This window comes from Streptomyces sp. NPDC052301, from assembly GCF_044593395.1.
Lineage (GTDB): Bacteria > Actinomycetota > Actinomycetes > Streptomycetales > Streptomycetaceae > Streptomyces.
Map to the genome: position 1 here is coordinate 580,066 of NZ_JBIUBE010000004.1, position 24,490 is coordinate 604,555.

The 24,490-nt window shown below is 70.6% G+C and carries 23 protein-coding genes; 12 read left to right on the forward strand and 11 right to left on the reverse strand.

Annotated elements, in window-relative coordinates; translation table 11 throughout:
* The first annotated feature begins 44 nt into the window (after nt 1-44).
* Genes ACIHEJ_RS13610 through ACIHEJ_RS13625 form a run of 4 tightly spaced genes read left to right on the forward strand, consistent with a single transcriptional unit; the run spans nt 45 to nt 5,245 of the window.
* The gene (locus ACIHEJ_RS13610; protein WP_400134966.1) at nt 45-1,655 is read left to right on the forward strand and encodes a glycoside hydrolase family 13 protein; all 1,611 of its coding nucleotides are present in this window, start codon (nt 45-47) and stop codon (nt 1,653-1,655) included.
* Between the two features lie 41 nt (nt 1,656-1,696).
* Nucleotides 1,697-3,022 carry an ABC transporter substrate-binding protein gene (locus tag ACIHEJ_RS13615; protein WP_400134967.1) on the forward strand — a complete coding sequence of 442 codons (1,326 nt, stop codon included), beginning with the start codon at nt 1,697-1,699 and terminating at the stop codon, nt 3,020-3,022.
* A gap of 11 nt (nt 3,023-3,033) precedes the next feature.
* A complete protein-coding gene (locus ACIHEJ_RS13620; RefSeq protein WP_400134968.1) occupies nt 3,034-4,395 on the forward strand; it encodes an ABC transporter permease subunit in 1,362 nt (453 codons plus the stop codon).
* 10 nt (nt 4,396-4,405) lie between these two features.
* Nucleotides 4,406-5,245, forward strand: a complete 840-nt coding sequence (locus ACIHEJ_RS13625; protein WP_400134969.1) for a carbohydrate ABC transporter permease — start codon at nt 4,406-4,408, stop codon at nt 5,243-5,245.
* Nucleotides 5,246-5,260: 15 nt separating this feature from the next.
* Here ACIHEJ_RS13625 and ACIHEJ_RS13630 read toward each other — a convergent pair whose 3' ends face one another.
* The 7 genes from ACIHEJ_RS13630 to tkt form a co-directional block, all read right to left on the reverse strand.
* Complete coding sequence (locus ACIHEJ_RS13630) at nt 5,261-5,692, reverse strand: hypothetical protein (RefSeq protein ID WP_400134970.1); 432 nt, start codon at nt 5,690-5,692, stop codon at nt 5,261-5,263.
* Nucleotides 5,692-6,186, reverse strand: a complete 495-nt coding sequence (locus ACIHEJ_RS13635; protein WP_400134971.1) for a lamin tail domain-containing protein — start codon at nt 6,184-6,186, stop codon at nt 5,692-5,694. Before ACIHEJ_RS13635 ends, ACIHEJ_RS13630 begins: the two co-directional genes overlap by 1 nt.
* 186 nt (nt 6,187-6,372) lie before the next feature.
* On the reverse strand, nt 6,373-7,155 hold the full coding sequence (gene pgl, locus ACIHEJ_RS13640; protein ID WP_400134972.1) for a 6-phosphogluconolactonase: 783 nt from the start codon (nt 7,153-7,155) through the stop codon (nt 6,373-6,375).
* Nucleotides 7,152-8,228, reverse strand: coding sequence for a glucose-6-phosphate dehydrogenase assembly protein OpcA (gene opcA, locus ACIHEJ_RS13645; protein WP_400134973.1), 1,077 nt, complete (start codon nt 8,226-8,228; stop codon nt 7,152-7,154). The genes pgl and opcA overlap by 4 nt, the downstream gene beginning before the upstream one ends.
* Nucleotides 8,225-9,763, reverse strand: a complete 1,539-nt coding sequence (zwf, locus tag ACIHEJ_RS13650) for a glucose-6-phosphate dehydrogenase (protein ID WP_400134974.1) — start codon at nt 9,761-9,763, stop codon at nt 8,225-8,227. Before zwf ends, opcA begins: the two co-directional genes overlap by 4 nt.
* Before the next feature lies 1 nt (nt 9,764).
* Nucleotides 9,765-10,883 (reverse strand): transaldolase, encoded by a 1,119-nt coding sequence (gene tal, locus ACIHEJ_RS13655; protein ID WP_400134975.1) that lies wholly within the window; start codon nt 10,881-10,883, stop codon nt 9,765-9,767.
* 33 nt (nt 10,884-10,916) lie between these two features.
* Complete coding sequence (gene tkt / locus ACIHEJ_RS13660) at nt 10,917-13,004, reverse strand: transketolase (RefSeq protein ID WP_400134976.1); 2,088 nt, start codon at nt 13,002-13,004, stop codon at nt 10,917-10,919.
* Nucleotides 13,005-13,394: 390 nt separating this feature from the next.
* On the opposite strand from tkt, the gene ACIHEJ_RS13665 reads away from it, so the two are divergent.
* The 4 genes from ACIHEJ_RS13665 to ACIHEJ_RS13680 all read left to right on the forward strand — a co-directional run bounded on the left by ACIHEJ_RS13665 (nt 13,395) and on the right by ACIHEJ_RS13680 (nt 16,818).
* Nucleotides 13,395-14,351, forward strand: a complete 957-nt coding sequence (locus ACIHEJ_RS13665; RefSeq protein ID WP_400135147.1) for a heme o synthase — start codon at nt 13,395-13,397, stop codon at nt 14,349-14,351.
* 90 nt (nt 14,352-14,441) lie between these two features.
* Complete coding sequence (locus ACIHEJ_RS13670; protein WP_400134977.1) at nt 14,442-14,762, forward strand: hypothetical protein; 321 nt, start codon at nt 14,442-14,444, stop codon at nt 14,760-14,762.
* Nucleotides 14,763-14,940: 178 nt separating this feature from the next.
* Entirely contained in the window at nt 14,941-16,047 is a 1,107-nt protein-coding gene (locus ACIHEJ_RS13675) for an amidohydrolase family protein (protein ID WP_400134978.1), read from the forward strand.
* An 18-nt stretch (nt 16,048-16,065) separates the two neighbouring features.
* Entirely contained in the window at nt 16,066-16,818 is a 753-nt protein-coding gene (locus ACIHEJ_RS13680; RefSeq protein WP_400134979.1) for a nucleotidyltransferase domain-containing protein, read from the forward strand.
* A 9-nt stretch (nt 16,819-16,827) separates the two neighbouring features.
* On the opposite strand, the gene ACIHEJ_RS13685 is transcribed toward ACIHEJ_RS13680, so the two are convergent.
* The 4 genes from ACIHEJ_RS13685 to ACIHEJ_RS13700 form a co-directional block, all read right to left on the reverse strand.
* Entirely contained in the window at nt 16,828-17,838 is a 1,011-nt protein-coding gene (locus tag ACIHEJ_RS13685; RefSeq protein WP_400134980.1) for a heme A synthase, read from the reverse strand.
* Nucleotides 17,839-17,872: 34 nt separating this feature from the next.
* Nucleotides 17,873-18,589 carry an ABC transporter permease gene (locus tag ACIHEJ_RS13690; RefSeq protein WP_400135148.1) on the reverse strand — a complete coding sequence of 239 codons (717 nt, stop codon included), beginning with the start codon at nt 18,587-18,589 and terminating at the stop codon, nt 17,873-17,875.
* Nucleotides 18,590-18,820: 231 nt separating this feature from the next.
* Complete coding sequence (locus ACIHEJ_RS13695; RefSeq protein ID WP_400134981.1) at nt 18,821-19,744, reverse strand: ABC transporter ATP-binding protein; 924 nt, start codon at nt 19,742-19,744, stop codon at nt 18,821-18,823.
* Nucleotides 19,745-19,775: 31 nt separating this feature from the next.
* Nucleotides 19,776-20,588, reverse strand: a complete 813-nt coding sequence (locus tag ACIHEJ_RS13700) for an aminoglycoside N(3)-acetyltransferase (protein WP_400134982.1) — start codon at nt 20,586-20,588, stop codon at nt 19,776-19,778.
* 184 nt (nt 20,589-20,772) lie between these two features.
* Between ACIHEJ_RS13700 and ACIHEJ_RS13705 the strand changes: the two genes are divergently transcribed.
* The 4 genes from ACIHEJ_RS13705 to ACIHEJ_RS13720 all read left to right on the forward strand — a co-directional run bounded on the left by ACIHEJ_RS13705 (nt 20,773) and on the right by ACIHEJ_RS13720 (nt 24,489).
* Nucleotides 20,773-21,507 carry a helix-turn-helix transcriptional regulator gene (locus ACIHEJ_RS13705; protein WP_400134983.1) on the forward strand — a complete coding sequence of 245 codons (735 nt, stop codon included), beginning with the start codon at nt 20,773-20,775 and terminating at the stop codon, nt 21,505-21,507.
* Entirely contained in the window at nt 21,504-22,925 is a 1,422-nt protein-coding gene (gene sufB, locus ACIHEJ_RS13710) for a Fe-S cluster assembly protein SufB (RefSeq protein WP_400134984.1), read from the forward strand. Before ACIHEJ_RS13705 ends, sufB begins: the two co-directional genes overlap by 4 nt.
* Nucleotides 22,926-22,987: 62 nt before the next feature.
* Nucleotides 22,988-24,172, forward strand: coding sequence for a Fe-S cluster assembly protein SufD (gene sufD, locus ACIHEJ_RS13715; RefSeq protein ID WP_400134985.1), 1,185 nt, complete (start codon nt 22,988-22,990; stop codon nt 24,170-24,172).
* Nucleotides 24,169-24,489 carry a bifunctional 3-phenylpropionate/cinnamic acid dioxygenase ferredoxin subunit gene (locus ACIHEJ_RS13720; protein ID WP_400134986.1) on the forward strand — a complete coding sequence of 107 codons (321 nt, stop codon included), beginning with the start codon at nt 24,169-24,171 and terminating at the stop codon, nt 24,487-24,489. Before sufD ends, ACIHEJ_RS13720 begins: the two co-directional genes overlap by 4 nt.
* The last annotated feature ends 1 nt before the right edge of the window (nt 24,490 follow it).

Sequence of the window (24,490 nt, forward strand, 5' to 3'; positions counted from 1 at the left end):
CATTTCATTGACACCCGTATGTAGCGCCTACCTAACATGCATGCATGTTGAGTAAGTACCACTGGTGGCGCGACGCGGTGATCTACCAGGTCTACGTCCGCAGCTTCCTGGACAGCACCGGCGACGGCGTCGGCGATCTGGCCGGCGTCCGCGCGGGGCTGCCGTACCTGAAGAAGCTCGGCGTCGACGGGATCTGGCTGAGCCCGTTCTACCCCTCGCCGCAGCACGACCACGGCTACGACGTGGCCGACTACTGCGGGGTCGACCCGCTCTTCGGTGACCTCGCCGAGTTCGACCTGCTGGTGACGGCCGCCCGGCGGCTCGGCATCAAGGTGCTCCTCGACATCGTCCCCAACCACTGCTCCAGCGAGCACCCGTGGTTCCGTGAGGCGCTCGCCGCCGAGCCCGGCAGCCCGGCCCGCGCCCGCTTCCACTTCGCCGACGGCCGCGGGCCCGAAGGCAGCGAGCCGCCCAACAACTGGCACGCCATGTTCGGCGGCCCGGCCTGGAGCAGGGTCGGCGACGGCCAGTGGTACCTGCACATGTTCACGCCCGAGCAGCCCGACTGGAACTGGCGCGAGCCCGAGGTCCCCGCCGAGTTCGACCGCGTGCTGCGCTTCTGGCTGGACCGGGGCGTCGACGGCTTCCGCATCGACGTGGCGGCCGGGCTGTACAAGCACCCCGAACTGCCCGACTCCGACGACCCGGAGGCCGACGCCCGCACCCGCGACTCGGTCAACCCGCTCGCCTGGAACCAGCCCGAGGTGCACGAGGTGTGGCGCCGCTGGCGCACCCTGTGCGAGGAGTACACCGCCCGCGACGGCCGGGAACGCCTCCTCGTCGGCGAGGTCTCCGTCCCCACCGCCCGCGAACACGCCCTCTACGTCCGCCCCGACGAACTCCACCAGGCCTTCTTCTTCGACCTGCTCGGCGCCCCCTGGGACGCGGACTCCTTCCGCAAGGTCATCTCCGAGGCCATGCAGGACATCGCCGGCACCGGCTCGACCGTCACCTGGGTCCTCAACAACCACGACCAGGTCCGCACCGTCACCCGCTACGGCGAACCCGCCACCGAGGGCAGCGGCCTCGGCGCCGCCCGCGCCCGCGCCGCCGCGCTGCTGATGCTGGCGCTGCCCGGAGCCGCGTACATCTACCAGGGCGAGGAACTGGGCCTGCCCGAGGTCGTCGACCTGCCCGACGACGTCCTCACCGACCCGATATTCCGCCGCACCGGCAGCCGCGCCCGCATCCGCGACGGCTGCCGGGTGCCGCTGCCCTGGTCCGGGCAGGCCTCCCCGTTCGGCTTCACCTCCGGTGCCGAGGGCGCCAAGCCCTGGCTGCCGCAGCCGGAGTACTTCGCCGAGTACGCCACCGACCGCGCCCTCGCCGACACCCGCTCCTTCTGGCACCTGTACCGCGACGGACTCCAACTGCGCCGCACCCTGCCCCAGCTGGGCGAGGGCACGCTGACCTGGCTGGACAGCCCGCCCGGCGTCCTGTCCTTCGCCCGCGGCGACGGCCTGGTCTGCGCCGTCAACTTCGGCACCGCGCCCACGCCCGCGCCGGCCTCCGGCACCCCCCTGCTCTCCAGCGGCCCGTGCCCGCCCGGCGTCCTGCCCGGCGCCACGGCCGCCTGGTGGCTGACCGACCACTGACCGCCCCCGTCAACGCCCCACCCTCGAAAGGGACATCAACGATGATGCGACGACGTACCACCCTGCTCACGAGCTGCACCGCCCTCGCCCTCGCGCTCGGCGCCACCGCCTGCGGCGGCGGACCGGTCTCGGCCGGCGGCGGCGACAAGGCGCTCAGCGGCCAGACGGTCACCGTGGCCGGCGTCTGGTCCGGCAGCGAGCAGAAGAACTTCCAGAAGGTGCTGGACGCGTTCACCGCGAAGACCGGCGCGAAGACCCAGTTCGTCTCCACCGGCGACAACGTCTCCACCGTCGTCGGCAGCAAGATCGAGGGCGGCAACGCCCCCGACGTCGTGATGGTCCCGCAGGTCGGCGTGCTCCAGCAGTTCGCGAAGAAGGGCTGGCTGAAGCCGCTGTCCTCGACCGCGCAGGGGACGATCAGCGCCGACTACGCGCCCGTGTGGAAGAAGTACGGCAGCGTCGACGGCACCCTGTACGGCCTCTACTTCAAGGCCGCCCACAAGTCGACCGTCTGGTACAGCCCCGACGCGCTCTCCCAGGCCGGGGTCAAGGCGCCGAAGACGTACGACGAGATGCTCAAGGCCGGGCACACCGTCTCCGACTCCGGGCTCGCCGCCTTCGCCGTCGGCGGTGAGGACGGCTGGACCCTCACCGACTGGTTCGAGAACGTCTACCTCTCGCAGGCCGGACCCGAGAAGTACGACGCCCTCGCCACCCACAAGCTGAAGTGGACCGACCCGTCGGTCGTGAAGTCGCTCACCACCCTCGGCAAGCTGTTCAAGGACAAGCAGCTGATCGCCGGCGGCCAGAAGGAGGCACTGAACACCGACTTCCCCGGCTCGGTGGAGAAGGTGTTCGGGCCCAAGCCCGAGGCCGGCATGGTCTACGAGGGCGACTTCGTCGCCGGTGTCGCCCACGACCAGTTCGGCAGGACCATCGGCAAGGACGCGAACTTCTTCCCCTTCCCCGCGGTCGACGGCGGCACGGCACCGGTCGTCAGCGGCGGTGACGCGGCGGTCGTCCTCAAGGACGGCAAGAACGCAGGAGCCGGCATGAAGCTCCTGGAGTACCTGGCCACCCCCGAGGCCGCGGCCGTGTGGGCGAAGGCGGGCGGCTTCCTGTCCCCGAACAAGAAGCTCGACCTCTCCTCCTACGGCGATGACGTCACCCGCGCCACCGCCAAGTCCCTCGTCGGCGCCGGGGACACGGTCCGCTTCGACATGTCCGACCAGGCCCCCGCGGCCTTCGGCGGCACCAAGGGTACCGGCGAGTGGAAGCTGCTCCAGGACTTCCTGCGCGACCCGTCGGACCCGAAGGGCACCGCCGAGAAGCTGGAGTCCGCCGCGGCCAAGGCCTACCAGGACTGAGCGGCCGCACCATGACCGCCACCACTGTCGTGAAGCAGCAGGCGGCCCCGCGCGGCGCCGCCGGCGTGGCGCGCGGGCGCCGCAGCCGGCGGCGCGCCCGGCTGATCGCCCTGCTCTTCGTCTTCCCCGCGCTGCTCCTGCTCGGCGCGCTCGTCGTCTACCCGGTCCTGTTCTCGGTCGGCCGCAGCTTCTTCGACGCGTCCGGCACCCGGTTCGTCGGCGGCGACAACTACACCGAGATGTTCCGCGACCCGGCCACCCTGAAGGCCATCCGCAACACCACCATCTGGGTCGTCGTCGCCCCCGCCCTGCTGACCGGGCTGGGACTGATCCTGGCCGTCCTGGTGGAGAAGGTCCGCTGGGCCACGGCCTTCAAGCTGCTGCTCTTCATGCCGATGGCGGTGTCCTTCCTCGCCGCCGGCATCATCTTCCGGCTCGCGTACGACGAGGACCCGAACAAGGGCGTGCTGAACGCGGCCGTCGTCTCCGTCCACGACGCCTTCGAGGGCACCTCCTCGTACCCGACCGCACGAGGCCGCGAGGGGCTGCTGGACCAGGGCCGGGACGGCTCCTACCTGAGCCACGCGGCGGTCTCCCCGGGCCGGACGGTGAACCTCCCCATGGTCGGTGTGCTGCCCGAGGACCTGCCCCGGGGCGCCGAACCCGCCTCCCGAGGGGCGGCACAGCCGGCCGCGGCCGGCGAGGTGCGCGGTGTCGTCTACCTCGACTTCACCCCCGGCGGAGGAGGCCGGCAGGGCAAGGTCGACCCGAAGGAGAGCGGCCTGCCCGGCATGAGGGTCGAGGCGGTGCGCGACGGCGGCACGGTCGCGAGCACGACCACCGCGGCCGACGGCTCCTTCCGCTTCGCCGGACTGCACCCGGGCTCGTACACGCTGAAGCTGCCGGAGTCGAACTTCGCCGCGCCCTACCAGGGCGTCTCCTGGCTCGGTCCGACGCTCGTCACCCCGGCGATCATCGGCGCGTACCTGTGGATCTGGACCGGCTTCGCGATGGTGCTGATCGGCGCGGGCCTGTCCACCCTCCCCCGGGACGCGCTGGAGGCGGCCCGGATGGACGGCGCGAACGAGTGGCAGATCTTCCGCAGGATCACCGTCCCGCTGCTCGCGCCCGTGCTCACCGTGGTCTTCGTGACCCTGGTGATCAACGTGATGAAGGTCTTCGACCTCGTCTACATCATCGCGCCCGGGCCGGTGCAGGAGGACGCCACCGTCCTCGCGACCCAGATGTGGCTCGTGTCCTTCGGAGGCGGCAACAACCAGGGTCTCGGCAGCGCTCTCGGCGTGCTCCTGCTGCTCCTGGTGATCCCCGCGATGGTGTTCAACGTCCGCCGCTTCCGGCAGAGTCAACGATGAGGAGTCAGCGATGAACGCGATCAGGCGAGGCCTGGGCAACGGCCTGGTGCAGGCCTTCCTGGTGGTGATCGGCCTGGTCTGGCTGACCCCGCTGGCGGGTCTGTTCCTGTCGTCCCTGCGCTCGGCGCAGGACACGGCGAAGGGCGGCTGGTGGACGGCCCTGGCCAGTCCCGGCCAGCTGTCCTTCGACAACTACTCCGCGCTGCTGAAGAACTCCGGCATGACGCAGGCCTTCTGGAACACGGTCCTGATCTCGGTGCCGGCGACGACGCTCGTCGTGGTGATCGCGGCCCTCGCCGGATACGCCTTCGCCTGGCTGGACTTCCCCCTGCGGGAGCCCCTGTTCCTGCTGGTGGTGGCCCTGTTGGTGGTGCCGGTGCAGATCGGTCTGCTGCCGGTGGCCAAACTCTTCGGCGCCCTGGGCCTTTTCGGCACGATCCCCGGGGTCGTCCTCTTCCACGTGGCCTACGGCCTGCCCTTCGCGGTGTTCCTGTTGCGGAACTACTTCGCGGAGATGCCGAAGGAGATGCTGGAGGCGGCACGGATGGACGGCGGCAGCGAGTGGCGCATCTTCACGCGTCTGGTCCTGCCGGTGGGCCGGCCGGCGATCGCCTCGCTCGCCATCTTCCAGTTCCTGTGGGTCTGGAACGACATGCTGGTCGCCCTGCTCTTCGCCGACAGCTCCTCCCAGCCGCTCACCGTGGAACTGCAGTCCCAGATCCGGCAGTTCGGCAGCAACATCGACGTCCTGGCCCCGGGCGCGTTCCTGTCCCTCGTCGTCCCGGTGGTGGTCTTCTTCGCCTTCCAGCGGCACTTCGTCCAGGGCGTGATGGCGGGCTCGGTCAAGTGACCGAGCCCGCCCCGGTCAGGCGTACGTCCAGCGCCAGGCGCTGCCGCTGTAGGCGCACGTGATCGGCGTACCACCGGCGGTGGTGGTGCTCGCCCCGTGGTCACCGCTGCGGCAGAACTGGCCCGCCTGGTAGCAGTTGCCCGCGTTGGAGACGATGGAGCACGTCCCGCCACCGGTGGCGTCACCGCGTACGGTGCCGGCGGCGGCCCTGGTGACGGTGACGGTCGGTCCGGGCGTGCGGACGGTCCGCGTCCTGGTGACCGTCGGTCCGGGTTCCGGCGCGGCGGTCACGGTGGTGGTCGCCGTGACGGTCACGGTCGGCCGGGGCGCCGGGCTCGACGCCTTGGCCGCGCCGTCGTGCGTGGACCGGCCGCAGCCGGCCGCCCCGGCGGCCAGCAGCGCGACGCAGACGGCCCAGGCGCGCAGCCTCCTGGTCCGGCGTGGCATCAGCCGTGGAAGGTGATGTAGCCGTTGCCGTCCCGGTCGTCGTGGGACTTGGTGTAGGCGTGGGTGTCCGCGTGGGCGCCGGACGACTTGTACAGGTAGATGGTGTCCTTGTCGTTGTTCCAGAGGAAGTTGCAGTTCTGGCGGTAGACGACGTTCTTGGCGTCCGAGTCGGTGCCGTGGCCCCCACGCAGCTTCACGTAGTCGCCGGGCTCGAGGTAGTGGTTCGCGGGGAACGTGAACCGGTTGCCGGCCGCGTCCTTGACGACGTAACCCTTGAGGTTGACGGTGCTGTGCGAGTAGTTCTTGACCGTCAGGTACTCGCTCGCCGTGTTGCCCGTACTGCAGCTGTTGGAGTCCCGCCCCGGGGCGTCGTACTGGACACCCTTGATCTTCAGGGCGGAGGAGTACTCGGTGGCCTGGGCCGGGGCGGCCAGGACGACGACGGCGAGTGTTCCGGCCGTGGCGGTGACGGCCAGCGCGGAGCGTATACGCATGAGGTCCCCCCTCAGTGGTGCGGATGCAGCGGCAGGAGCTTACACAAAAGTTGAGTGTTGTATGAACGTTTCGCGCGGAAACCGTGAAGGTCCTGCTTGAGTGGGCGTCAGGGCATGTGAAGAGGGCGGCAGGGGAGTCCCCTGCCGCCCTCTTCGTTCAGCGATCAACCGCCTGGATTCACCGGCTCACGGTGAAGCCGGCGGGTACAGCGACCTCGGCAACTGCGAAGCGGCGGCCGAGTCCAGGAGCCACAGCGTGCGCGAACGGCCCTGCGCCCCCGCCGCCGGAGCCTGGATCTCACCGGCGCCGGACAGGGCGATGGCCGCGGCCTCCGCCTTGTCCTCACCGGCCGCGAGCAGCCACACCTCACGGGCCGAACGGATCGCCGGCAGGGTCAGGCTGATCCGGGTCGGCGGCGGCTTGGGCGCGCCGTGCACGCCGACCACCGTCCGCTCGGTCTCCCGTACGGCCGGCAACTCCGGGAAGAGCGAGGCCACATGGGTGTCCGGGCCGACGCCCAGCATCAGGACGTCGAAGGTCGGCACCGAGCCGTGGTTCTCCGGGCCGGCCGCCTTCGCCAGCTCCGCCGCGTACGCCTCCGCGGCCGCCTCCACGTCCGTGCCGTACGGGCCGTCGGAGGCGGGCATGGCGTGCACGCGCTCCGGGTCCAGCGGCACGGAGTCCAGCAGGGCCTCGCGGGCCTGCGTGACATTGCGCTCGGGGTCGCCCTCGGGGAGGTAGCGCTCGTCGCCCCACCACAGGTCCAGCCGGCCCCAGTCGATGGCGTCCCGGGCCGGTGCCGACGCCAGCGCGGCCAGCAGGCCGTTGCCGTTGCGGCCGCCCGTGAGGACCACGGACGCGGTGCCCCGGGAGGCCTGCGCGTCCACGATCTTCGTGATCAGGCGGGCCGCGGCGGCCTGCGCCATCAGCTCCTTGTCGCGGTGGACGACCAGCTGCGGAGTGCTCACTTCGCCGTCGCCTTCCTTGCCGGTGCCTTCTTGGCGGTCTTCGCCGCCGCCTTCTTCGCCGGAGCCTTCGCGGCCTCCTCGACCGGCTCCGGCTCGGCGACGGGCCCGGCGGACTCCTGCGCGGGCTCCTCGGGCGCCTGCTCCGGAACCGTGTTCAGCCGTTCCACGCCGTAACGCAACGCCGACGCGTAGGTGTCGTCCGGGTCCAGCCGGCGCAGCTCCTCCGCGATCAGCTCGGCGGTGTCCCGCCGCTTCAGCGCCACCGCGCGGGCCGGCTGGCCCTGGATGGTCAGCGTGGCCAGCGAGCCGTCCGCGCGGTCCAGGACGATCGGGCCGCAGCTGGTCTCCATACGGACGGCCGTCAGACCCGGACCCGAGGACAGCGAGCGCTTCACCGGGACGTCCAGCCGGTCCGCGAGCCACATCGCCAGCAGCTCACAGCTCGGGTTGAACTCCTCGCCCTCCACCTCGACGGTCTGCACCTCGCAGGTGACCTGGTCCAGGGCCGCCGCCAGCATCGAGCGCCACGGCGTGATCCGGGTCCAGGACAGGTCGGTGTCGCCGGGCGTGTAGGCCTCGGCACGGGCGGACAGCTCCCGCACCGGCTGCTCGGCGGCGTAGGTGTCGGTGACCCGGCGCTGGGCGAGCGCGCCCAGCGGGTCCTTCGCCGGGTCGAGCGGGGCGTTCACCGGCCACCACACGACCACCGGGGCGTCCGGCAGCAGCAGCGGCAGCACCACCGAGTCGGCGTGGTCGGACACGTCGCCGTAGGTGCGCAGCACGACCGTCTCGCCGGTGCCCGCCTCCGCACCCACCCGCACCTCGGCGTCGAGACGCGAGGAGGTGCGGTCGCGCGGGGTGCGCGAGACCCGCCGGATGACCACCAGCGTGCGCGAGGGGTGCTCGCGCGAGGCGTCGCTGGCGGCCTTCAGGGAGTCGTAGGCGTTCTCCTCGTCGGTGACGATGACAAGGGTCAGGACCATGCCGACGGCGGGGGTGCCGATGGCTCGACGGCCCCGCACGAGCGCCTTGTTGATGTCGCCGGCGGTGGTGTCGGTCAGGTCTATCTTCATGGCCGGCGCCAGCTCCGTCCGTCTCGTGCGAGCATCTCGTCCGCCTCCACGGGACCCCAGGTGCCCGACTTGTACTGCGCGGGCCTGCCGTGCTTGTCCCAGTACTCCTCGACCGGGTCGAGGATCTTCCAGGACAGCTCGACCTCCTCCGTGCGCGGGAAGAGGTTGGCGTCGCCCAGCAGCACGTCCAGGATCAGCCGCTCGTACGCCTCCGGGCTCGACTCCGTGAACGACTCGCCGTAGGCGAAGTCCATGGACACGTCCCGGATCTCCATCGAGGTGCCCGGCACCTTCGAGCCGAAGCGCACGGTCACGCCCTCGTCCGGCTGGACGCGGATGACGATCGCGTTCTGGCCCAGCTCCTCCGTCGCCGTGGTGTCGAAGGGGGAGTGCGGGGCCCGCTGGAAGACGACGGCGATCTCCGTCACCCGGCGGCCGAGGCGCTTGCCGGTGCGCAGGTAGAAGGGGACGCCCGCCCAGCGGCGGTTGTCGATCTCCAGCTTGACCGCCGCGTAGGTGTCGGTCTTCGACTTCGCGTCGATCCCGTCCTCTTCGAGGTAGCCGATGACCTGCTGACCGCCCTGCCAGCCCGCCGCGTACTGGCCGCGCACGGTGTTGCGGCCGAGGTCCTTCGGCAGCCGTACGGCGCCGAGCACCTTCTCCTTCTCCGCGGCCAGCGCCTGCGCGTCGAAGGAGGCGGGCTCCTCCATCGCGGTCAGCGCGAGCAGCTGGAGCAGGTGGTTCTGGATGACGTCACGGGCGGCGCCGATGCCGTCGTAGTAGCCGGCGCGGCCGCCGATGCCGATGTCCTCGGCCATGGTGATCTGCACGTGGTCGACGTACGACCGGTTCCAGATCGGCTCGAACATCGTGTTGGCGAAGCGCAGCGCCAGGATGTTCTGGACGGTCTCCTTGCCGAGGTAGTGGTCGATCCGGAACACCTGGTCCGAGGAGAACACCTCGTGCACGACCTTGTTGAGCTCCTCGGCCGACTTCAGGTCGTGACCGAACGGCTTCTCGATGACCGCGCGCCGCCAGGAGCCGCCCGACTGGTCGGCCAGCCCGTGCTTCTTCAGCTGCTGGATGACCACCGGGAACGAGCGCGGCGGCACCGACAGGTAGAAGGCGAAGTTGCCGCCCGTCCCCTGTGCCTTGTCCAGCTCCTCGATGGTGGCGCGCAGCCGCTCGAAGGCGTCGTCGTCGTCGAAGGTGCCCTGGACGAAGCGCATCCCCTGGATGAGCTGCTGCCAGACCTCCTCGCGGAACGGTGTGCGCGAGTGCTCCTTCACCGCGTCGTGCACGACCTCGGCGAAGTCCTCGTGCTCCCAGTCACGGCGGGCGAAGCCCACCAGGGAGAAGCCCGGCGGCAGCAGACCCCGGTTGGCGAGGTCGTACACCGCGGGCATCAGCTTCTTGCGCGACAGGTCGCCCGTGACGCCGAAGATGACCAGGCCCGACGGCCCCGCGATACGCGGGAGCCGTCGGTCGGCCGGGTCACGAAGCGGGTTCGCTCCGGAACCGGAAAGGGGTGACAACTCAGCCCTCCGAAGGGGCGAGGCGCTCGAGCTCCGCCTGGGTGGACTTCAGCAGGTCGTTCCAGGACGCCTCGAACTTGTCGACGCCCTCGTCCTCCAGCACCTGCACGACGTCGTCGTACGAGATGCCGAGCTTCTCCAGCGCGTCCAGGTCGGCCCGGGCCTGCTCATAGGTGCCGCTGACGGCGTCGCCGCGGATCTCACCGTGGTCGTCGGCGGCCTCCAGCGTGGCCTCCGGCATGGTGTTGACCGTGTTCGGCGCCACCAGCTCCTCGACGTACATGGTGTCCTTGTACGCCGGGTCCTTCACACCGGTGGAGGCCCACAGCGGACGCTGCTTGCGGGCGCCCGCCTTCTCCAGGGCGTTCCAGCGGTCCGAGGAGAAGACCTCCTCGTAGGCCTGGTAGGCGAGGCGCGCGTTGGCCACGCCCGCCTTGCCGCGCAACGCCTTGGCCTCGTCGGTGCCCAGCTCGTCGATCCGGCGGTCGATCTCGGTGTCCACACGGGACACGAAGAAGGACGCCACGGAGCGGATCAGCGAGAGGTCCAGGCCGCGCTCCTTCGCCTTCTCCAGGCCGGAGAGGTAGGCGTCCATGACCGCGCGGTAGCGCTCCAGGGAGAAGATCAGCGTGACGTTGACGCTGATGCCCAGGCCGATGACCTCGGTGATCGCCGGCAGACCCGCCTTGGTGGCCGGGATCTTGATGAGCGTGTTGGGGCGGTCCACCAGCCAGGCCAGCTGCTTGGCCTCGGCGACGGTCGCCTTGGTGTTGTGCGCGAGGCGCGGGTCGACCTCGATGGAGACCCGGCCGTCCTGGCCGTCCGTGGCGTCGAACACCGGGCGCAGGATGTCGGCGGCGTCGCGGACGTCCGCCGTGGTGATCATGCGGATGGCCTCTTCGACGGTGACCTTGCGGGCGGCGAGGTCCGAGACCTGCTGGTCGTAGCCGTCGCCCTGCGAGATCGCCTTCTGGAAGATCGTCGGGTTGGTGGTGACGCCCACGACGTGCTGCTGGTCGATCAGTTCGGCAAGGTTGCCGGACGTGATCCGCTTGCGCGACAGGTCGTCCAGCCAGATCGCGACGCCTTCCTCGGAGAGGCGCTTGAGTGCGTCTGTCATGGAATTACATCTCCTACGTGTCGTATATGAGCGTCAGCGCTGTGCGGCGGCGATGGATTCCCGGGCCTTGGCGGCCACGTTCTCGGCAGTGAAACCGAACTCGCGGAAGAGCACCTTGCCGTCGGCGGACGCACCGAAGTGCTCCAGGGAAACGATGCGGCCGGCGTCCCCCACGTACTTGTGCCAGGTCAGGCCGATGCCCGCCTCCACGGCGACGCGGGCCTTGACGGACGGCGGCAGCACGGAGTCCCGGTACCCCTGGTCCTGCTGCTCGAACCACTCGACGGACGGCATGGACACCACACGCGTGGGGATCCCGTCGGCCTGCAGCTGCTCACGCGCCTCGACGGCCACGTGCACCTCGGAACCGGTGGCGATCAGGACGACCTGCGGCTCGCCGCCGTCGGCCTCGAACAGGACGTAACCGCCCTTGGCGGCGTCCTCGTTGGGCTCGTACGTCGGCACGCCCTGGCGGGTCAGCGCCAGGCCGTGCGGCTGGCCCTTGCCGAACTCCTTCGTGTAGCGCTTGAGGATCTCGCGCCAGGCGATCGCGGTCTCGTTGGCGTCGGCCGGGCGGACGACGTTCAGGCCCGGAATCGCGCGCAGCGAGGCCAGGTGCTCGACCGGCTGGTGGGTGGGGCCGTCCTCGCCCAGGCCGATGGAGTCGTGCGTCCACACGTACGTCACCGGCAGGTGCATCAGGGCCGACAGGCGCACCGCGTTGCGCATGTAGTCGGAGAAGACGAGGAAGGTGCCGCCGTACACGCGGGTGTTGCCGTGCAGCGTGATGCCGTTCAGCTCCGCACCCATGGAGTGCTCGCGGATACCGAAGTGGATCGTGCGGCCGTAGGGGTTGGCCTCGGGCAGCGGGTTGCCCTCGGGCAGGAACGAGCTGTCCTTGTCGATGGTGGTGTTGTTCGACCCGGCGAGGTCGGCGGAGCCGCCCCACAGCTCGGGGACGACCGCGCCGAGCGCCTGCAGCACCTTGCCGGAGGCGGCACGCGTGGCGACACCCTTGCCGGGCTCGAAGACCGGGATCTTCTCCTCCCAGCCGGTGGGCAGCTCGCCCTTGCTGATGCGGTCGAACTCGGCGGCACGCTCCGGGTTGTCGTCCCGCCACAGCTGGAGGGACTTCTCCCACTCGGCCTTCGCCTGGGCACCGCGCTCCAGGGCCTTGCGGGTGTGGGCGATCACCTCGTCCTCGACGGCGAAGTACTGCTCCGGGTCGAAGCCGAGGACGCGCTTGGTGGCCGCGACCTCGTCCTCGCCCAGGGCCGAGCCGTGCGCGGCCTCGGTGTTCTGAGCGGTCGGGGCCGGCCAGGCGATGATCGAGCGCATGGCGATGAAGGACGGCCGGTCGGTGACCTGCTTGGCCTCCTGGATCGCGGCGAAGATCGCCTGCGGGTCCAGGTCGCCGTTGTCCTGGGCCTCCACGCGCTGCACGTGCCAGCCGTAGGCCTCGTAGCGCTTGACCGTGTCCTCGGAGACGGCCGTCTCGGTGTCGCCCTCGATCGAGATGTGGTTGTCGTCCCACAGCAGGATCAGGTTGCCGAGCTTCTGGTGACCGGCCAGCGAGGACGCCTCGGCGGAGATGCCCTCCTGCAGGCAGCCGTCACCGGCGATGCAGAAGACGAAGTGGTCGAAGGGGGACTCGCCCTGCGGGGCCTCCGGGTCGAACAGACCGCGCTCGTAGCGGGCGGCCATCGCCATGCCCACCGCGTTGGCGACACCCTGGCCGAGCGGACCGGTGGTGGTCTCGACGCCCTTGGTGTGCCCGTACTCCGGGTGGCCCGGGGTCTTCGAACCCCAGGTGCGGAAGGACTCCAGGTCCTCGAGCTCCAGGCCGAAGCCGGCCAGGTAGAGCTGCGTGTAGAGGGTCAGGGACGAGTGGCCGGCGGACAGCACGAAGCGGTCGCGCCCGACCCACTCCGGGTCGGCCGGGTCGTGCCGCATCACCTTCTGGAAGAGGGTGTAGGCGGCCGGGGCCAGGCTCATCGCCGTACCGGGATGGCCGTTGCCGACCTTCTGTACGGCGTCGGCGGCCAGGACGCGGGCGGTGTCCACGGCCCGCTGGTCCAGCTCGGTCCACTCAAGGTCTGCGGTGGTCGGCTTGGTGCTCACCCTGGGTCAGGGCTCCTCTCCACATGTCGGTCGCCGGTCTTCGGGGCATGCTTCGAGGCATGCGCCCACCCGGCCGCCGGCGGGGTTTCTGCCCGCCGGACGCTGTCGAGCCTACCCTCGTAAGGACGTGCGTTTTTTCGAGTGTTTCCAGACTGCCGGGAGTCCACGCGATCCGCCTCCCGACTGGCCGACGACGTGTTTGGCACATGAATACGGAGGCGGTCATCTGAGCGCTCAATCGAGGGGAGGGGCACCTCTTCTGGGACGTCCGCCAACACGACCCCACCCCCGCGAAGGCCGGGGTATGGGCAACGTCTAAAGTGGCGTGGTACGCGCGAGCCTTTACCGGAACCTCACACGGGGAGGCTTGCTGGGATGTCTCTGTCAGGGGTGTGCGTGACGGCCGTCGAATCCCGTCCAGCGGGTGTGCTCGGTGGTGCGAGCCCGGGCCCGGTTCATCGGCCGTTCGGGGCCCGAGTCAAGGCGTTCGTGGCGCTGACCAAGCCGCGGATCATCGAGCTGCTGCTCATCACCACCGTTCCGGTCATGTTCCTCGCGCAACAGGGCGTGCCGGACCTCAAGCTGGTCCTGCTCACCTGCGTCGGCGGCTACCTCTCCGCGGGCGGTGCCAACGCGCTGAACATGTACATCGACCGGGACATCGACGCCCTGATGGACCGCACCTCGCAGCGGCCGCTGGTGACCGGCATGGTCAGCCCGCCCGAGTGCCTGGTCTTCGGCATCACCCTCGCCGTCGTCTCGACGCTGCTGTTCGGCTTCACCGTCAACTGGCTGAGCGCCTGGCTGTCGCTCGGAGCGCTCCTCTTCTACGTCGTCGTCTACACGATGATCCTCAAGCGGCGTACGTCGCAGAACATCGTGTGGGGCGGCATCGCGGGCTGCCTCCCGGTGCTGATCGGCTGGTCGTCGGTCACGAACTCGATGTCCTGGGCGCCGGTCGTCCTCTTCCTCGTCATGTTCTTCTGGACGCCGCCGCACTACTGGCCGCTGTCCATGAAGGTCAAGGAGGACTACGCGCGCGTGGGCGTGCCGATGCTCCCGGTCATCGCCTCCAACAAGGTCGTCGCCCGGCAGATCGTCATCTACAGCTGGGTGATGGTCCTCGTCTCCCTGCTTCTGACCCCGCTCGGCTACACCGGCTGGTTCTACACGGTGGTCGCCCTCGCGGCCGGCGGCTTCTGGCTGTGGGAGGCGCACGGGCTGCAGAACCGGGCGAAGGCCGAGGTGACCGGCGCGAAGCTCAAGGAGATGCGGCTGTTCCACTGGTCGATCACCTACGTGTCGATCCTGTTCGTCGCGGTCGCGGTGGACCCGTTCCTGCGCTGACCCCTGTGTCCTCCGACGGGAGGGGTGCGTGGTCAAGGCCACGCACCCCTCCCGTCGCCGTTTGATCTACCCGTCGGTAGCATCCTGGCCATGGCAGACACACAGCAGGTTGACGCGAGGGCCGAGCGCAAGGTGGCCAAGCTCGCCCGGGAGATCAGCGCCTTCTCCAGGGCACACGGCGGCGCCGAGGGCCAGGTGGCCTACATCGGCGAGCGCGGCGCCCGGATCGTCCTCGTCGGTGAGGACGGCGGCTGGGGCGACCTGGTGGCGCCCAGCACCGAGATCGCCGAGAAGGCCGTCGAGAAGGCGGGCATCACGGTCCACGAGTCCTTCGACGGGGAGTTCGCGGCGAAGGTGACGACCGGGGCGTACGAGTGGAAGCGGATGGCCGGCATTCAGCTGGGCGGCTGAACAGCGCGCCCGGAGGAGCGCGGGGCCGTATCGACGTGCCGCTGTCGCCGCGTGGGCGCGACCAGCCACCTACGGTCCGAAGTCGCCAATAACCCGCAGCCCCGGGCTCATCCGCGACCTCACACCCCGTTCACCCGTTAGGACGTGCAAGGCAGCACACGTCTCACGGGGAGTCCGGATGATCGAAACGCCGTCCCTCGTGGACCAGTACTGCCACGGCGTACTGCGTACGGAACTGGGCCTCGGCACCTTCGAGGCCCAGCTCGCCCGCACCGAGGGACCCCCCGCGCCCGGCACCACGCTCTTCGACACCCAGACCGGCTTCGCCGTACGGCGCTGGTGCCCGCCCCTGCTCGGCCTGGAACCGCACTGCCCGCCCGCCCGCTATCTGGCCCGGCGCCGGGAACTGGGCGTCCTGGAAGCGGGCCGCAGGCTCCTGCGCGGCAGCGGCATCACCACCTACCTGGTCGACACCGGCCTGCCCGGCGACCTCACCGGCCCCGCCGACATGGCCTGCGACGGATCCGCCGACGCCCGCGAGATCGTCCGGCTGGAGCTGCTCGCCGAGCAGGTCGCCGACACCTCCGGCACGGTCGAGTCCTTCCTCGCCAACCTCGCCGAGTCCGTGCACGGCGCCGCCGCGCACGCGGTCGCCTTCACCTCCGTCGCCGGCCTCAGGCACGGTCTGGCGCTCGCCCCGGAGCCGCCGGGGCCGGGGGAGGTGCGGGGCGCGGCCGGCCGCTGGCTGGCCGGGCGGCGGGTCGGCGGGGCGCTCAGCGACCCGGTGCTGCTCCGGCACCTGCTGTGGATCGCGGTCGCCTCCGGTCTGCCCCTGCAACTGCACGCGGGACTCGGTGAGCCCGGCGCCCGCATCGACCGTACCGACCCCGTACTGCTCACCGACTTCGTGCGGGCCACGGCCGGTCTCGGCACCGACCTGGTCCTGCTGCACGGCTACCCGTACCACCGGCACGCCGCCCACCTGGCCGGCGTCTTCCCGCACGTGTACGCGGATTCGGGCGCCGCGCTCGTGCGCACCGGCGCCCGGGCGGCAACGGTCCTCGCCGAGATCCTGGAGCTGGCGCCCTTCGGCAAGATCCTCTTCTCGACCGGCGCGCACGGCCTGCCCGAGCTGCACGTCGTCGGCGCCCGCCTCTTCCGCGAGGCCCTGGGCCGGGTCCTCGGCACCTGGGTGGCCGAGGGGGCATGGTCCCTGGAGGACGCCCAGCGGGTGGCCCGGCTGATCGCGGCGGACAATGCGCGCCGGGTTTACGGGCTCCGTTGAACTGTCCAGACTGAGCCGATGCCGACCTCATCCCTGCTCGACCGGTTCCTGGACGCCCTGTCGCCGCTGCGGCCCCGCGCGTTGTGGGCGCACGGCTCGCTGGCCGGCGGCGACTACCAGGAAGGCCGCAGCGATCTGGACCTGATCGCCGTACTGCCGGAGCCGGTGGGGCTGCGGACCGTGCGGCAGGTGGTGCGGCTGCACCGGCGCCTGCGGGCCGAACCGCTCGCCGTCAAGCTGCACTGCAGCTATCTCACCCCGGCCGTCCTGGCCGATCCGGACCGCCCGCACCTGACCTGGGCTCACGGGCGCGTGATGCGCCGCCCGGTCACCCCCGTCACCCGGCGCGAGCTGCACGACTTCGGCCGGGTGCTGCACGGCGAGCCTCCGGGCGGCCTGCTCCCGCCGGTGTCCGACGACCGACTCCACGCCTTCGTCGTACGCGACCAGCGGGACTTCTGGCGGCCGGCCGTGGACAAGGCCCGGCTGTGGCGGCAGGACGCCTGGGTCGACCTGGGGCTGCTGACCTTCGCCCGCGCCACCGTGACCCTGCGGGACGGGCGGCTGGTCTCGAAGCGGGAGGCACTGGCCGAGCTGTCGTCCCTCGGCGCACCCGCCGAGGTCCTCGCGGACGTCACCCGCCGACGCTACGACACCGACTCCGACTCCGGCCGCGCCCCCGCCACCGGGCACTGGCTCGCCCGCCGTGCCGATCTGACCCGCGGCTATCTGGGGCCGGCGATCGACGCGCTGGTCACCACGTACGGGTGACGGCACGTCTCACGCGCGCGTGCCCACCGCCACCTCGGCCGCGGGGCCGGGCAGATCCAGGTCGGCCTCCGGGCGTTCCCGCAGGGCCAGCAGGACGCGCAGGGCGCCGATCCACACCAGGCACGAGCCGAGCATGTGCAGGCCGACCAGGAGCTCGGGCAGGTGCGTGAAGTACTGGACGTAGCCGATGACGCCCTGGGCGAGCAGGATGACGAAGAGGTCGCGGGTCCGGTCGAGGGGGCCCTTGGGGGCGTCGACCGCCTTGAGGACGAACCACAGGGCGAAGGTGAGGGTCACCACGATCCAGGCGAGCACCGCGTGCAGCTTGGCGACGGTCTCCCAGTCGATCGGGATGCGCTTGACGTCACTGGAGTCACCCGCGTGCGGGCCCGCACCGGTGACGACGGTGCCGGCCGCGATCAGCAGGACGGAGGCGACGACGAGGAACCACACCAGCTGCTGCACGGCCTTGCCGACCAGCGGCCGGGGCGTGCCGTCACCCTCACGGGTGCGCTGCCACATGACCACGGCGACCGCGACGAGGGCCGACGCCAGCAGGAAGTGAGCCGCGACCGTGTACGGGTTGAGCCCGACGAGCACCACGATGCCGCCGAGGACCGCGTTGCCCATCACCAGCCAGAACTGCGCCCAGCCCAGCCGGGTCAGACTGCGCCGGTACGGCTTCTGGGACCGGGCGGCGATGATCGCCCAGCCCACCGCGGCGCACAGCACGTACGTCAGCATGCGATTGCCGAACTCGATCGCGCTGTGATAGCTCAGCGCGTTCGTCGGGGTCAGCGAGCCGTCGGTGCACTCCGGCCAGGTCGGGCAGCCGAGGCCCGAGGCGGTCAGGCGGACGGCGCCGCCGGTGACGACGATGACCACCGACATGACGAGCGCGGCGAGGGCCGCCCGCCGGACCGTCCGTGGGTCCGGGGTCCAGCGGTCGGCGATGAAGGCGAGCGGGTTGCGCAGCGCCGCGGCGGCGTCGGCGGGGTTCAGCTTGGACACGCCCACCATGGTAGGCCGCCGCTTGTGCACGCGTTCACGAGGGTCACTCCCAGCGGAAGAACCTGCCGGCCGCGGCGAGGCCGGCCACGGCCCACACGGCGAGGATCCCCAGGTCGCCCCACGGCGTGCCGGAGCCGTGCTGGAGCACGTCCCGCAGACCGTCCGAGAGGGCGGAGACGGGCAACAGGCCGAGGATGTGCTGTCCGGCCGAGCCGAACCTGTCCAGCGGCACGATGACCCCGCCGCCGACGAGCAGCAGCAGGAACACCAGGTTGGCGGCGGCCAGCGTCGCCTCCGCCTTCAGGGTGCCCGCCATCAGCAGGCCGAGCCCGGAGAAGGCTGCCGTGCCGAGGACCAGCAGGAGCAGCACGGCGGCGGGGTTGCCGTGCGGGGACCAGCCCAGCGCGAAGGCGATCACCGTCAGCAGGATCACCTGGAGGACCTCCGTGACCAGCACGGAGGCCGTCTTGGCGGTCATCAGGCCCCAGCGGGGCAGAGGTGAGGAGGCGAGCCGCTTGAGCACGCCGTAGCGGCGCTCGAAGCCGGTCGCGATGGCCTGCCCGGTGAACGCGGTCGACATCACGGCCAGGGCCAGGATGCCGGGCGCCACGAAGTCGACGGCCTTGCCCTTGCCGGTGTCCACGATGTCCACCGAGCTGAAGAGCACCAGCAGCAGGGTCGGGATGACGACCGTCAGCAGCAGCTGCTCGCCGTTGCGCAGCAGCATCTTCGTCTCCAGGGCCGCCTGCGCCCCGATCATGCGAGGGAGCGGCGCCGCACCCGGCTTCGGGGTGTACGTACCGACCGTCACGACCGCAACTCCTTGCCCGTGAGCTCCAGGCTGTGTCCTTCCGGGGGGCAACCCCCGGACCCCCGGCCGATCTCTGTGTGAGCCGCAATCACGACCGCAACTCCTTGCCCGTGAGCTCCAGGCTGTGTCCTTCCGGGGGGCAACCCCCGGACCCCCGGCCGATCTCTGTGTGAGCCGCAATCACGACCGCAACTCCTTGCCCGTGAGCTCCAGAAAAACGTCCTCCAGCGTGTGCCGCTCCACCGAGATCCGGTCCGGCATCACCCCGTGCTGGGCGCACCACGAGGTCACCGTGGCCAGCAGCTGCGGGTCGACCTTGCCGACGACCCGGTAGGCGCCCGGGGTCAGCTCGGCGGCCGTGCAGTCGGCCGGGAGGGCCTTGAGCAGGGAGCCGACGTCCAGGCCCGGGCGGCCGGTGAAGCGCAGCGTGTTCTCGGCGCCGCCCTTGCACAGCTCCTCCGGGGAGCCCTGGGCGATGACCCGGCCGCCGTCGATGATCGCCACGTCGTCGGCGAGCTGCTCGGCCTCTTCCATGTAGTGCGTGGTGAGGATCACCGAGACGCCGTCGGCGCGCAGGTCCCGCACCAGGTCCCAGGTGGCCCGGCGGGCCTGCGGGTCGAGGCCGGCGGTCGGCTCGTCCAGGAACACCAGCTCCGGGCGGCCCACCACGGCCATGGCGAGCGCGAGCCGCTGCTGCTGGCCGCCGGAGAGCCGGCGGTAGCCGGTCCGGCCGCACGAGCCGAGGCCGAGGCGTTCGATGAGCGCGTCCACGTCGAGCGGGTGCGCGTGCAGCTTTGCCACGTGCCGCAGCATCTCGTCGGCGCGGGCGCCCGAGTAGACGCCGCCGGACTGGAGCATCACGCCGATACGGGGACGCAGCTCGGCGGACTGCCGCACCGGGTCGAGGCCCAGGACGCGTACCGTGCCGGAATCCGGCTTCCGGTACCCCTCGCAGGTCTCCACCGTGGTCGTCTTCCCCGCGCCGTTGGGGCCGAGGACGGCGGTGACCCCCGCCCGGGCCTCCAGGTCGAGGCCGTCCACCGCGGTCTTCGCGCCGTACCGCTTCACCAGGGCCTGGACCTGGACCACGGGGTTACTTCGCATGGCTCAAGAGTCTAGGGAGACCGCTCGCGGTTCAGACGCGGGGGTGCAGGAACTCCTCCGTACGGGGCCTGTGCAGCGGCAGCCACCGCTCGGCGTAGGCGACGGCGTCCGACACCGGGAACAGCCGTACCTCCGCCGCGCCCACCCGGCCGCGGACGACGGGCCGGTCCCGTTCGAAGTCGTGGCCCAGTTCGTCGAACCGGTCCGAGTCGATCGACACCTCGATCACCGTCTCCCAGCCGCCGGGGCCGGGCCGGCCGACCCGGACGCGGGGGGCGGGTATCCGGTACTCGGCCAGGTGGAAGGCCGTGCAGGAGTCGTAGCCCGCGCCGAGCAGCAGCACCCGGGCGCCCCGCCTCTCCAGCCGGGCCAGGGGGCTGAGCTCGCCGAGCCGGCAGTCGGTGGCGTGGCCGTCGGTGATCTCCCGCGCGCGGGCGCCCAGGGCGGCGAAGGAGGTCTGCGGATGGGCGCTGCGCAGGGCGCCCGGCCAGGTCCGCACGGTCTCCGGGATGACGCCGACCCCGCGCGAGGGGGTGATCAGCGGGTCGTAGGCGGGCATGGTGGCGCGGATCCGGTCCCACCACTCCTCGGGGACCGGCGGCTTCCCCCACACGGCCGGGTCGGACTGGTCGGCGGTCTGCGTGGGCACCACGAGCGTGCCGGACGGGCCGAGGGCGTCGAGGAGCGCCTGGACGACGGCGACGGCGCCTCCGTTGACCCAGCCGAGGGAACTGAGCGACGCGTGCACGAGCAGGGTCTCACCGGTCTCGACACCCAGTCGGCGCAGCTGGGCGCAGATGCCGTCCCGGGTGACAAGAGGGCCGGTCGGAGGGGGTGTGGGCATGGTTCGGGAGTCTCCCGGGCGGGGCTCGCCGACGCCACCGAATTGTGCACGTCAGCGGCCCCGGATGATCGATCAGAAGATCGTTTCCGCAGGTCAGCTTAGGTATGCCTAAGTGACACAGGGCACCGGTCGGTGATCCGGACGGCGCTTGTCAGGCTCCGAGGAATTACGCAACAATGGCGTTGTGAAAAACGTCGGCGAGGCTCGGGAGACCCCCAGGGGGACCCCGCAGGAGGAGTTCGCGACCGGGGAGCGCTCGACGCGCAACCGGGTCGCGCGGTCGATCCTGGACCACGGCCCGTCGACCGTCGCCGAACTCGCCGGCCGGCTGGGACTGACCCAGGCGGCCGTCCGGCGTCACCTGGACGCGCTGGTCGCGGACGACGTGGTGGAGGCGCGCGAGCAGCGGGTGTACGGCACGCGCACGCGCGGCCGTCCCGCCAAGGTCTTCGCGCTGACCGACTGCGGCCGGGACGCCTTCGACCAGTCGTACGACAAGCTCGCCGTGGACGCGCTCCGCTGGATCGCCGAGCAGGGGGGCGGCCCCGAGGCGGTCGTCGCCTTCGCCCGCGCCCGGATCGCCGCCCAGGCGCGCGCGTACCGCGAGGCGATCGAGGCCGTCACGCCGGACAAGCGGGCCGAAGCGCTGGCCAGGGCCTTGAGCACGGACGGGTACGCTGCTACGGCGCGCAGCGCACCGGTCGGCGAGCAGCTGTGCCAGCACCACTGCCCGGTCGCACACGTCGCGGAGCAGTTCCCGCAGCTGTGCGAGGCGGAGACGGAGATCTTCGCCGAGCTGCTGGGTACCCATGTCCAGCGACTGGCGACCATCGCGCACGGCGACGGCGTCTGCACGACGTTCATCCCCAAGATTTCCACTGACGCACCTGCAAGCACGGCCGGGAGGAACCCCGCATGACTCTCCCCACGGAGACTGCTCACCCCGAACTCGAGGGCCTGGGCAAGTACGAATACGGCTGGGCCGACTCCGACGTCGCCGGTGCCTCCGCCAGGCGCGGCCTGAACGAGGACGTCGTCCGCGACATCTCGGACAAGAAGTCCGAGCCGGAGTGGATGACGAAGCTGCGCCTGAAGGGCCTGAAGCTCTTCGAGAAGAAGCCGATGCCGAACTGGGGCTCCGACCTCTCGGGCATCGACTTCGACAACATCAAGTACTTCGTGCGCTCCACGGAGAAGCAGGCGGAGTCCTGGGAGGACCTGCCCGAGGACATCAAGAACACCTACGACAAGCTGGGCATCCCGGAGGCGGAGAAGCAGCGCCTGGTCGCCGGTGTCGCCGCCCAGTACGAGTCGGAGGTCGTCTACCACCAGATCCGCGAGGACCTGGAGGAGCAGGGCGTCATCTTCCTCGACACCGACACCGCCCTGAAGGAGCACCCGGAGCTCTTCAAGGAGTACTTCGGCACGGTCATCCCCGCGGGTGACAACAAGTTCGCCTCGCTGAACACGGCCGTGTGGTCCGGCGGCTCCTTCATCTACGTGCCCAAGGGCGTCCACGTCGAGATCCCGCTGCAGGCCTACTTCCGTATCAACACGGAGAACATGGGCCAGTTCGAGCGGACCCTGATCATCGTCGACGAGGGTGCCTACGTGCACTACGTCGAGGGCTGCACCGCCCCGATCTACAAGTCGGACTCGCTGCACTCCGCGGTCGTCGAGATCATCGTCAAGAAGAACGCCCGCTGCCGCTACACGACCATCCAGAACTGGTCGAACAACGTCTACAACCTGGTCACCAAGCGTGCCGTGGCCTACGAGGGCGCGACCATGGAGTGGGTCGACGGCAACATCGGCTCCAAGGTGACGATGAAGTACCCGGCCGTCTACCTGATGGGCGAGCACGCCAAGGGCGAGACCCTGTCCATCGCCTTCGCGGGCGAGGGCCAGCACCAGGACGCCGGCGCCAAGATGGTCCACATGGCGCCGAACACGTCGTCCAACATCGTCTCCAAGTCGGTCGCGCGCGGTGGTGGCCGTACCTCCTACCGCGGTCTGATCGAGATCGGCGAGGGCGCCGCCGGGTCGAAGTCCAACGTGCTGTGCGACGCGCTGCTGGTCGACACCGTCTCCCGGTCGGACACGTACCCGTACGTCGACGTCCGCGAGGACGACGTGTCCATGGGCCACGAGGCCACCGTCTCCAAGGTCTCCGAGGACCAGCTCTTCTACCTGATGAGCCGAGGTCTGTCCGAGGACGAGGCGATGGCGATGATCGTGCGCGGCTTCGTCGAGCCGATCGCCAAGGAGCTGCCCATGGAGTACGCGCTGGAGCTCAACCGGCTGATCGAGCTGCAGATGGAGGGCGCGGTCGGCTGATCGCCCACCGCGACACCCCCCGTCAAGCCCATACGTAACGGAAAGCGAGCATTACGACAGCCATGGCTGAGGCCCAGAACATCCCGGTGGGTTCCACCACCGCCGGCTCGATCGCGGTCGCCGCGGAGTCGACCGTCGTCTCGCGCATGAGCGCGCCCCCGTCCTTCGACGTCGCGGACTTCCCGGTCCCGATCGGCCGCGAGGAGGAGTGGCGGTTCACCCCGCTGGAGCGGCTGCGCGGGCTGCACGACGGCACCGCCGTCGCGAACGGCGACGGTGTGAAGGTCGACGTGCAGGCCCCCGAGGGCGTCACCGTCGAGACCGTCGGCCGTGACGACGCGCGGCTCGGCAGGGCGGGCACCCCGGTGGACCGCGTGGCCGCGCAGGCGTACTCCGCCTTCGAGAAGGCCTCCGTCGTGACCGTCCCGAAGGAGACCGTCCTCACCGAGCCGATCCGGATCGGGGTGCACGGCCAGGGCGGCACCGCCTTCGGGCACCAGGTGATCGAGCTGGGCAACTTCGCCGAGGCCGTCGTGGTCATCGACCACACCGGTGACGCGGTGCTCGCCGCCAACGTCGACTACGTCCTCGGTGACGGCGCCAAGCTGACCGTCGTGTCCGTCCAGGACTGGGACGACAAGGCCGTCCACGTCGCCCAGCACAACGCGCTGGTCGGCCGGGACGCCTCCTTCAAGTCCGTGGTCGTCACCTTCGGCGGTGACGTGGTCCGCCTGCACCCGCGCGTGGAGTACGCCGGCCCCGGCGGCGAGGCCGAGCTGTTCGGCCTGTACTTCACCGACGCCGGGCAGCACCAGGAGCACCGCCTGCTGGTCACCCACAACACCCCGCACTGCAAGTCGAACGTCGTCTACAAGGGCGCCCTCCAGGGCGAGGCCGCGCACGCGGTCTGGATCGGTGACGTGCTCATCGAGGCCAAGGCCGAGGGCACGGACACGTACGAGATGAACCGCAACCTGGTCCTCACGGACGGTGCGCGCGTCGACTCGGTGCCGAACCTGGAGATCGAGACCGGCGAGATCGTCGGCGCCGGCCACGCCTCCGCCACCGGCCGCTTCGACGACGAGCAGCTCTTCTACCTGATGGCCCGCGGCATCCCGGAGCACGAGGCCCGCCGCCTGGTGGTCCGTGGCTTCTTCGCCGAGCTGGTCCAGCAGATCGGCGTCGCGGACATCGAGGAACGTCTGCTCGCCAAGATCGAGGAAGAGCTGGAGGCTTCGGTCGCATGACGACCTTCGTACGCGCCTGTGGGCTGAGTGAACTGGAAGAGGACACCCCGAAGCGGGTGGAACTCGACGGCACGCCGATCTCGCTGGTGAAGACCGAGGGCGAGGTGTTCGCGATCAACGACATCTGCTCCCACGCGAACGTCTCCCTCTCCGAGGGCGAGGTGGAGGACTGCCAGATCGAGTGCTGGCTGCACGGCTCCGCCTTCGACCTGCGCACCGGCAAGCCGTCCGGCCTCCCGGCCACGCGCCCCGTCCCCGTATACCCCGTAAAGATCGAAGGGGACGACGTGCTCGTCTCCCTCACCCAGGAGTCCTGAG